This window comes from Coxiella endosymbiont of Ornithodoros maritimus (assembly GCF_907164965.1).
Lineage (GTDB): Bacteria > Pseudomonadota > Gammaproteobacteria > Coxiellales > Coxiellaceae > Coxiella.
Genome location: NZ_CAJRAM010000083.1, coordinates 1 through 8,545 on the forward strand (window position 1 = coordinate 1; position 8,545 = coordinate 8,545).

Consider the following 8,545-nt stretch of genomic DNA (forward strand, 5'->3'; position numbering starts at 1 on the left):
TGCTTCTCAACCCCTATAATCAATTTGCTTCTCAACCCCTATAATCAATTGCTTCTCAACCCCCATAATCAATTTGCTTCAATTAAAACAAACCTTTCCATTAATTCCGCCTGCCCAGAAGATAAATTCATCGCTTTCCTTCGTGTACGGAGTATCCCGATTCCAAAGCTAACTCTTTTAATCAAACTCAAATCCCTGACAACCGATTAGGTCTTCTTTCTCTTCCTCTACCCTTGTTGAAAATAAGCTAAACGTTGAGCGGCTATTTCTTGTTTTAGACTCTTCTTCCTTCTCTATCCTTTTTCCTTGCGAAATTAAAGTCGCCGGTACTAGAAATTTTCTTTCACCTGGACGATAAATAGCGTATTGCTGTGTGGACGGTTGATAGCCAACGTTGTACTCGATTATTCCAGGAATATCTTTTTAAACTCACATAAAATGTATTGAATATCAGTAAAAGAAATACTGAGCTCACCAAGTTTTTTATCAATCGATGAAAAATTTCTATGCTCTATATCACAATTGATAATCGCAATTTGCAAAGGATAATCCTCTTCCTTCAATAATACGTTATTGCTTCTTTCATCCTTTTCCAAGGCAGTAAAAGGAGTAAATCCTCGAAGGTATCCTAACGGATGAATAGAAGCATCGCTAAGCGATGCCGGCTGTACGTGGTATACCCAATGTTTTTTTGATTCAGAGTTGTAAATAACAACAGGCAGACAGGGTGTAACGTCAGTAACCAGTAGCCAATGACCCCTTTCTTTTGCTCCTAAATGCTAAGACGCGCAAATATCGATATCTTGTATTCATCCGCTTTCTTTCTATAGAGACTATCGTTCGCTTTGGAGAAATATTGTATAATCGCAGTTTTTCGCCGCTGCCATCTAAAATATAGCTTTATCTATATAGATGGCTGTAATCCCCTAATTTTTAAATGATACACCAGCGAAAAAGGTCAGTTAATAAATTCACTTCTTTTGGGTTAATAGGGGATCGGGAATTATCAGAGATCTCCTGAAAGGATGTATCAATTTCGCTATCGACTTCCTGCTTTTTTTCTTCAAGCAGTTTATCTTCGTTGCGAATAGCGGCATTGAAAGCGGTTAAATTATGGATTCTATCAAATTGAGTTAGCATGTCTGGAATGAATAACTTCGTTTTCAACAATTGAAATCGTTCATCTGTCATTTTTTCTATTTGATTCAATATTTCAAAATAATTATCATTGTGCACTATTCCAGCTTGATATAACGTTAAAATGCGAGAGGAGAGAAAGGGGTAGTTTAATAGACACACGCCAAAGCTTCATTAAAATTACCCTACAGGCATGCATCAAAAGACGGATAGAGTTTACAAATACACTGTACGATTACAACCAGATCCTGATTATACTGTTCGGGGTTTTTAGTAGGTGTTTTATATTCTTTAATTCTTTATCAAACCGGCTACAGGGAATTTTTGGTTACGTCTGTATTACTTGAATAAAAACGTCATGAAGCTGTAACTCTTTAAGTCTTTGCACTATCTCTTGTTTCTCTTTTAATTCGACAGCTTTTTTAACCTCGAGTATTTCTCTTAATTTCGCTAACTCCTTTCCAGACGATTCATCTTTATTATTAAACGCCTGACATTCTTCCGCACCGGTTTATTAATACTCTCAGCGGCGACCTCACCGGAAGAGTATCTAATAAAAGCAAGCACATCCAGTAAGATAAATGCCACAAATCTGACCGGATCTTCTTTTTTAATACGATTAATATGGGAAGTAAATGCATTTATGAGCGGTTGAAATTCTCGAGCCGAGTGAAACTTCTCCAAATCAACTTCCCATCAGCCGCTGTTCCTAATAATCTTCAGCATTCGAACCGCGACTTCTTCAGCAGTCAAGCCTGGAGCGATATTGTTATGACAAAGCGATTCAATAACCTTGATAAAATTCGGCATTTTCCCACCTTTCACGCTATTCCAAACTATAAACTATAATTATAGTATCATTTTTTTTCAGAGAACCTCCCGATGTTTTTTCTTGAATACAAATACTATTTTATTCTATTGGATGAACCCGATTAAAACTGAATTAAAATTGGGTGTAACGCATTAAAGAACAGATAGGCCTTCAGACCCTCCCAAAATGATGAAAATTCGGCTCAAACTAGGTATAGTGTCTGCTACATGACGACAGAGAAAAGACAAATTCTGGTGACTGCCGCTTTGCCTTACGCCAATGGGCCTATTCATTTGGGGCACATGGTTGAACACATCCAGGCGGATATTTGGGTCCGATTTCAGCGGTTGAAGGGAAACGATTGCCTTTTCATTTGCGGTGAAGATGCTCATGGCACAGCCATTATGATCACCGCAGAAAAACAAGGGCTCCCCCCAAAAGCGCTGGTGGCTAAAATGCATAAGGAGCACGCTCGAGATTTGAGAGGATTCTTAATTGAATACGACAACTTTTACACGACCCATTCCCCCGAAAACCGTGAATTAGCCGAATTAATCTACACCCGCCTTAAAGATAAAGGCGATATTTTTGCGAAGACTATCTCCCAAGCCTATGATCCCGTAAAAGAAATTTTTCTGCCTGATCGCTTCATTCGCGGTACGTGTCCGCGGTGTGGCGCCAAAGATCAATATGGCGATGTCTGTGAAGTTTGCGGTGCCACCTATAGCCCAACTGAATTAATCGACCCTGTTTCTGCTTTATCCGGCGCAAAGCCCATTGAAAAAAATTCGGAACATTTTTTCTTTTCCTTAAACTGCTATACTCAATTATTAAAAAAATGGATCGATGCGGGACACTTGCAACCTCAAGTCGCTAATAAACTCAAAGAATGGTTCTCTGAGGATTTAAAGTTATGGGATATTTCTCGGGATGCGCCCTACTTCGGTTTTGAAATTCCCAATGCGGCTAATAAATATTTTTACGTTTGGCTGGATGCGCCCATCGGCTATATGGCCAGTTTAAAAAACCTCTCCAAACAGCGCCCCTCTGTGAATTTCGATACTTATTGGAAAGAAGGAAGTCAAACTGAGCTCTATCATTTTGTTGGAAAAGATATCGTGTATTTCCATGCACTTTTTTGGCCGGCAATGCTTTCCGGCGCTGGTTTTCGCTTACCAACAGCCATTTATGTCCATGGTTATCTCACAGTAAACGGCCAGAAAATGTCAAAATCCCGTGGAACTTTTATTACAGCGCACCATTACTTGGATTATTTAAGTCCTGAATATTTACGGTATTATTATGCCGTCAAATTAAGCGTTCAAGTTGAAGATATCGACTTAAATTTGGATGACTTTATTCAACGGGTTAATGCCGATCTAATCGGAAAATACGTCAATCTCGCCAGCCGGTGCGCTGGCTTTATTGCGAAAAAATTTGGCGGAAAATTAGCGAGCGAATTGCCAAAAGCTGATTTATACGAATCCTTCTTACACGCTGAACAAACAATTACAGATCATTATGAGTCCCTCAATTACAGTAAAGCGGTTCGTGTTATTATGTCGCTGGCGGACCGAGCCAATCAATATATCGACGCGAAAAAGCCCTGGGCGCTCGCTAAAGAAATTAATCAAGAAGCTCAAGTACAAGCCGTATGCACTCAAGGGCTTAATTTATTTAAAATTTTAACGACCTATTTAAAACCCATCTTACCAGTCACGGCAAAAAGAGTCGAACAATTTTTAAATTGCAATGAATTAAATTTTGCAAATTTAAAAACGCCATTGCTCGATCATTCGATTAATCCTTTTGAACCTTTAATGCAACGATTATTACCTGAAACCGCTACTCGATTGACCTATGAGTGAGAAAGAAAAATTAATTGATGATATCGATGCCATCTTAGCACAGACCCAATGTGGCTTGTGTGAATACGCCGCTTGCCGCCCTTATGCCGCAGCAATGGCTAACAACGAAGCTCCTATCGACCGGTGTCTACCCGGCGGTGTTGAGACACTTTTAAAATTAGCCGATGCCCTTCACCAAGATCCCACCCCTTCTATCGCTGCGTTGGAAGAAAGAACTAAACCGGCCAGTGTTGCTTTCATTCGCGAAGATGAATGTATTGGCTGCACGAAATGTATCCAAGCGTGTCCTACCGATGCAATTATTGGCGCTTCTAAATTAATGCACACGGTGATCACCGACGCTTGCACCGGCTGTGAACTATGCCTCCCACCTTGTCCGGTGAACTGCATCGATATTAAAATCATTACGCCGCCCACCCCTCACGAAAAAAAACAAAAGGCGCAACAATGGCGTTCTCGTTATGAAGAAAAACAAAAAAGACTTTCCCGCCATAAAGCCGAGCAACGTCGCAAGCACCAAGAAGCTAAATTAATCAATACACCCAAACAAACGTTGGATGCGCGAAAAACTGCCATCCGTGCTTCGATCGAACGCGTCCGAGTAAAAAAGGGAAATTCTAATGGATCAAACCGAACGTAAAGAAATTTTTCGTCGTTTTAAAGCACGCAATCATAAACCGGTCTCCGAATTAATTTATCACTCTAGATTTGAATTATTAATTTCGGTAATCCTATCGGCACAAGCCACCGACATCAGCGTTAATAAGGCCACTAAAGATTTATATCGCGTCGCTAATACTCCGGCCAAGATGTTAGCACTGGGTGAAAGTGGATTAAAAAAATACATTAAATCGATTGGACTTTATAATACGAAAGCTAAAAATATTATTAAAACGTGCAAAATATTAATTGAAAACTATCACTCCAAAGTACCCCAAACGCGTAAGGAACTGGAAGCTTTACCCGGCGTTGGCCGCAAAACGGCAAACGTGATTTTAAACACGGCATTTGGCAAACACGCTATCGCCGTGGATACGCACATTTTTCGTGTGGCTAACCGCACCGGTTTGGCACGAGGAAAAACGCCACTGGCTGTTGAAAAGAAATTAATGGAAGTAGTTCCGAAAAAATATTTAGCGGATACTCACCACTGGCTAGTTTTACACGGCCGCTATATTTGCATAGCACGACGACCTAAATGTTCTGAATGCTTAATTAATGACTTGTGTGAATATCCCAATAAAACGCTTCTCAACTTATCCAATCCCATGAAATGATAAATAGGTTATTTCAAGGTTATAAGATTCTTGAACAGGGGCGATAAAATAAAACTTTTCGCTTGTTTATATTTACTGAGAAAAACTTTTCATCTCTCGCTGTTTATTAAGGGGTAATTTCAATAGAGGTCATACCTTCGATCCGATAAGTGTTTAATTGGTTTGCGATGCTTTGATTATCATTTGTTTAAAATACTTCCAATATGGCGGTGTCGGTAGTTTATAGAGCACCTGTAATTTTGCTATCCCTCATATCAATATTACAGGTACTTTTAGCTCATTTAAGCACTTAAAAATAAGCATCAAACTGAAGTTGCCCCCGATATTAACCGGAGGTACAGGCAGGCCGGAGCCTGTGGTACTGGCAAGCGCGGTTCTGCCACAATTAACGTCGTGACGAAATTCGATCCCCGCCATTGTATTTTTCCAAATTGAGGTGCTGATCACAAAAGAATAACTGTTTTTTGGTAAATCGAAGGCGAGCGCCCCCCATTGAAAGCTACATCTTGCAACGCAAATAAACGAACGGCCATAATTCGAGCAGACCCCCAAAAGGGCTGTGAGAAAATTCCATATGACCGTTCAGCACAGGAACGGAATGTTGTAAATTATTTCCGTTTGGCGTTTCGCCGAATCCGCCAAACTGAGTCAGCACGCCTCGTCGAATATTTCCGGGAAGAAAGGTGGTTACAAAAAGAGAAATATCGTTATCTTGTATCCCTTCTGAATTAGCAACATTCGTAACCATACCCCGCTCCTATATCAAAACCTCTGCTTTGGTATCCTGAATTAATTCCCCTTGTCTGAAAACATGGTCAGAGCCGGAAGTTTTGGACCCCTTAAAGAGAAGCCATACACAGAGGTGTAAACCCTCTGGTGGTAGTAGCCTAATACAGCGCGGCACAGGCTTCGATTCTCGCCAACGATTTAGTGAGCGGCGTAGTCAACATCGTGCTGCCGTATTCCCCAAACGGAACATACATTTGACCCAGAGTGAACTAGAGAGAAGACCCGGATAAATTTCCGATGGTCAAAAAACCACGACTTAAATAAATGCGGGCATTTGTCACGCGACTGCCGGCGGCTGACGGCGAGTCATCATAATCCAATACAATTAAACCATTTGCCCAAGTACTCAACATCGGCATTATATCGAGTTCATCCGTGGTGAGGTTAACATCTCCCCAGCTTCGATGATCAAAATCACGGCGATGAATAATTTGTCCTTCTAAAGCCCCACTTAAAACAACAATGGCCCGGTTACGTATCGCCGACCTCCAATAAATGACCTTTAAAGTATTGTCGTTGCAATAAAAAAAGCAGATCTTCATTCATGCTTGGATATTCATATAATAAACCCGAAGTATTAAAGGCGCTTTTGAGTCCCAACAAAGGTGAAGTTCTTAGGGTAATCCCATGGCAAAACGCAATGCTCCAAAGTAATTGTACGGTTCATGGCCTAAGTCGACGTCTTCTTCTAATGCCCATAGGCGTGCGAGTGTATTTGTGGTCGATTTTTTCTGTTCCGGATGCTTGCGGATTTTAACCTGATGTAATTCCACTTGTAAATCATTTAATTCGCTTCGCAACGCTTTTTCCCGCCGGGTGACGTTTGAAGCGTGCGTCTTATTTCATCTTAAGTGGGTGTTTTTCGCGAACGAGTGTCGCTGGGGAATAAAATAAACAAAGCTGCTACCAGCAGACTTACGGCAACCAAAAATTTCACAACAAAATTCCTCTCAGTTTTCCTACTGTTCCCTGAGCCCCGCTATAAAAAGGGTTTTAATACAAACGCCTTAAATAGGTTTTGCTATATGGTGAGATCGAAGCTTCAACAGAACTAATATTTCCTTAACTTCCTTCTGCTAGGATGATTTTAATTTTTAATCCTGGAAGTATTACGTAACCTCTCGCAACTTAGAAGAAAAACGATCCGTCCAGTTTAAGTTTAGTGAATTTCATTATCATTCGCTGATTCCCTTTTTACCTTCTTGGGAGAAAATTAAAATGTCTCACGAGGTATGGCAAATCATAACTGATTGTGCGTTAGAAATACTCTGTCCCATAAGCAATCAACCCCTGCAAGATCCGGTAATAATTATCCACCCTGACCTGACGCCTCGCGTTTATAAAAGATAGTCCGCAATCGATACTGAGATAACAACGAGCTGAGGCCTTACGGTATTACAGGAAATAATCTCACTGGCTTATTTAGTTGGTGTGGAATTACCCCACGATTCAGACTCTACTCGATTTTTGATTCTCAATAATTCAGCTAATCAAGCAACTAGTTTGGGCTGTGAAATTCGCCAATTTATAAAACAAAATGATCCAGCCCGATTACAACGGGCATTCTCAGCAATCGTTAATCTCCTAAAAAGCGAATGGCCGGCTCCGGTTTTTCCTGTTGCCGCCCAATATGGCTCTCTAGCTCGCGCGCTTTCCCCTTCTTTGAGCGCACTCTTCAACCCAGCAATTCTGCCCACTATAGGTGTTTCAATGGCAGAGTATTTAGTAACGAATGTATTCATTGAATACAACAGTTTTATTTATATTCTTCGTCGTAGATCACTGGTGTCAGAGTCACAAAGTTGCACCGCAGTGATCTTGCGAATTTGGCTGCCTGGCATAACTTATGGGATTAATGCGCATTATCAATAGCTGTTTTCTCTCTTTATTCAATCATCTATGATGCGCGCAATTTCTGCCGCTTTAGGAGATTTATTATCTACGATAAGATCAATATCCTTATGTTAGGAAGGATATTACTCGGATGCGTCCCATTATTGGGTGCAGCGCCCAATTATTATTTATCACTCCGCGAAGTAGCTTCGTCCGTAACAAACCCAAGAGATTCTAGTACAACACCGTCGTTGGTTTCCGCGCCTTAGTTTTTACACTCCCGCCGAGAGAACGGATGATGAGGGCGAATCTACGCTAACCTTTGCTATTTGAACAGTAGCACGATTAGCTTCTGCTATTTTTATTGGTCTTATATACTGCTCTTATGGAGCTGCGGGCGCTATTTTTAAGGCTATTGATATCTTTATTATCAATGTTTAATTACTGTGTTATGGAACGCCAATGCTCCTTATCGTTTAGTTCGTAATAATGCACAACATCTTTCGGATAACAATGAAGAGAAAAGAGAAAAATGAAGATGCTACTACCCCTTTACTTGATCCTTAACCACTTTATTAAGAGGCAATCTAGGCATGTCGTCCATTAGTTGCCATCATTCCGCGCAGGTGCTTCCAATTGGCTGTAACAAATTTCATTTTATTAGACCTAACAGTCAACAACGAATAAGCAGCTGCGACTTGTCAAGTAGTTAAAAAAAGCCCGTCATCTTCGTGCGTAGGCTGCCTACCGACAGACAAAGAATCGAAGGCTTTGAGACGGCCGAAGCCACGGGGATTGTGAGTTTCCATCATGATATAAATAGCGTTCAG

General features: G+C 40.8%; 4 protein-coding genes and 3 pseudogenes. 4 read left to right on the forward strand and 3 right to left on the reverse strand.

Translation table 11 applies throughout. The features are described 5' to 3' along the window. Positions 1 to 933 precede the first annotated feature (933 nt). Positions 934 to 1,236, reverse strand: coding sequence for a hypothetical protein (locus OWO34_RS07610; RefSeq protein WP_267257093.1), 303 nt, complete (start codon positions 1,234 to 1,236; stop codon positions 934 to 936). A gap of 939 nt (positions 1,237 to 2,175) precedes the next feature. On the opposite strand from OWO34_RS07610, the gene metG reads away from it, so the two are divergent. The 3 genes from metG to nth are packed head-to-tail and all read left to right on the forward strand — an operon-like array spanning position 2,176 to position 5,093. After that, on the forward strand, positions 2,176 to 3,816 hold the full coding sequence (gene metG, locus OWO34_RS07615; RefSeq protein ID WP_267257094.1) for a methionine--tRNA ligase: 1,641 nt from the start codon (positions 2,176 to 2,178) through the stop codon (positions 3,814 to 3,816). Next, positions 3,809 to 4,456 (forward strand): RnfABCDGE type electron transport complex subunit B, encoded by a 648-nt coding sequence (locus tag OWO34_RS07620; protein ID WP_267257095.1) that lies wholly within the window; start codon positions 3,809 to 3,811, stop codon positions 4,454 to 4,456. Before metG ends, OWO34_RS07620 begins: the two co-directional genes overlap by 8 nt. Next, positions 4,437 to 5,093 (forward strand): endonuclease III, encoded by a 657-nt coding sequence (nth, locus tag OWO34_RS07625; protein WP_267257096.1) that lies wholly within the window; start codon positions 4,437 to 4,439, stop codon positions 5,091 to 5,093. The genes OWO34_RS07620 and nth overlap by 20 nt, the downstream gene beginning before the upstream one ends. Here the strand turns inward: nth and OWO34_RS09920 are convergent. Together OWO34_RS09920 and OWO34_RS07630 are read right to left on the reverse strand one after the other, a co-directional pair. Beyond that, positions 5,068 to 5,235, reverse strand: a pseudogene (locus OWO34_RS09920) (ATP-binding protein); the annotation flags it as partial. The gene nth and the pseudogene OWO34_RS09920 sit on opposite strands and share 26 nt — an antisense overlap. A 107-nt stretch (positions 5,236 to 5,342) precedes the next feature. Beyond that, positions 5,343 to 6,819, reverse strand: a pseudogene (locus OWO34_RS07630) (LbtU family siderophore porin). A gap of 179 nt (positions 6,820 to 6,998) precedes the next feature. On the opposite strand from OWO34_RS07630, the pseudogene OWO34_RS07635 reads away from it, so the two are divergent. Continuing rightward, a pseudogene (locus OWO34_RS07635) lies at positions 6,999 to 8,282 on the forward strand (hypothetical protein); the annotation flags it as partial. Positions 8,283 to 8,545 lie beyond the last annotated feature (263 nt).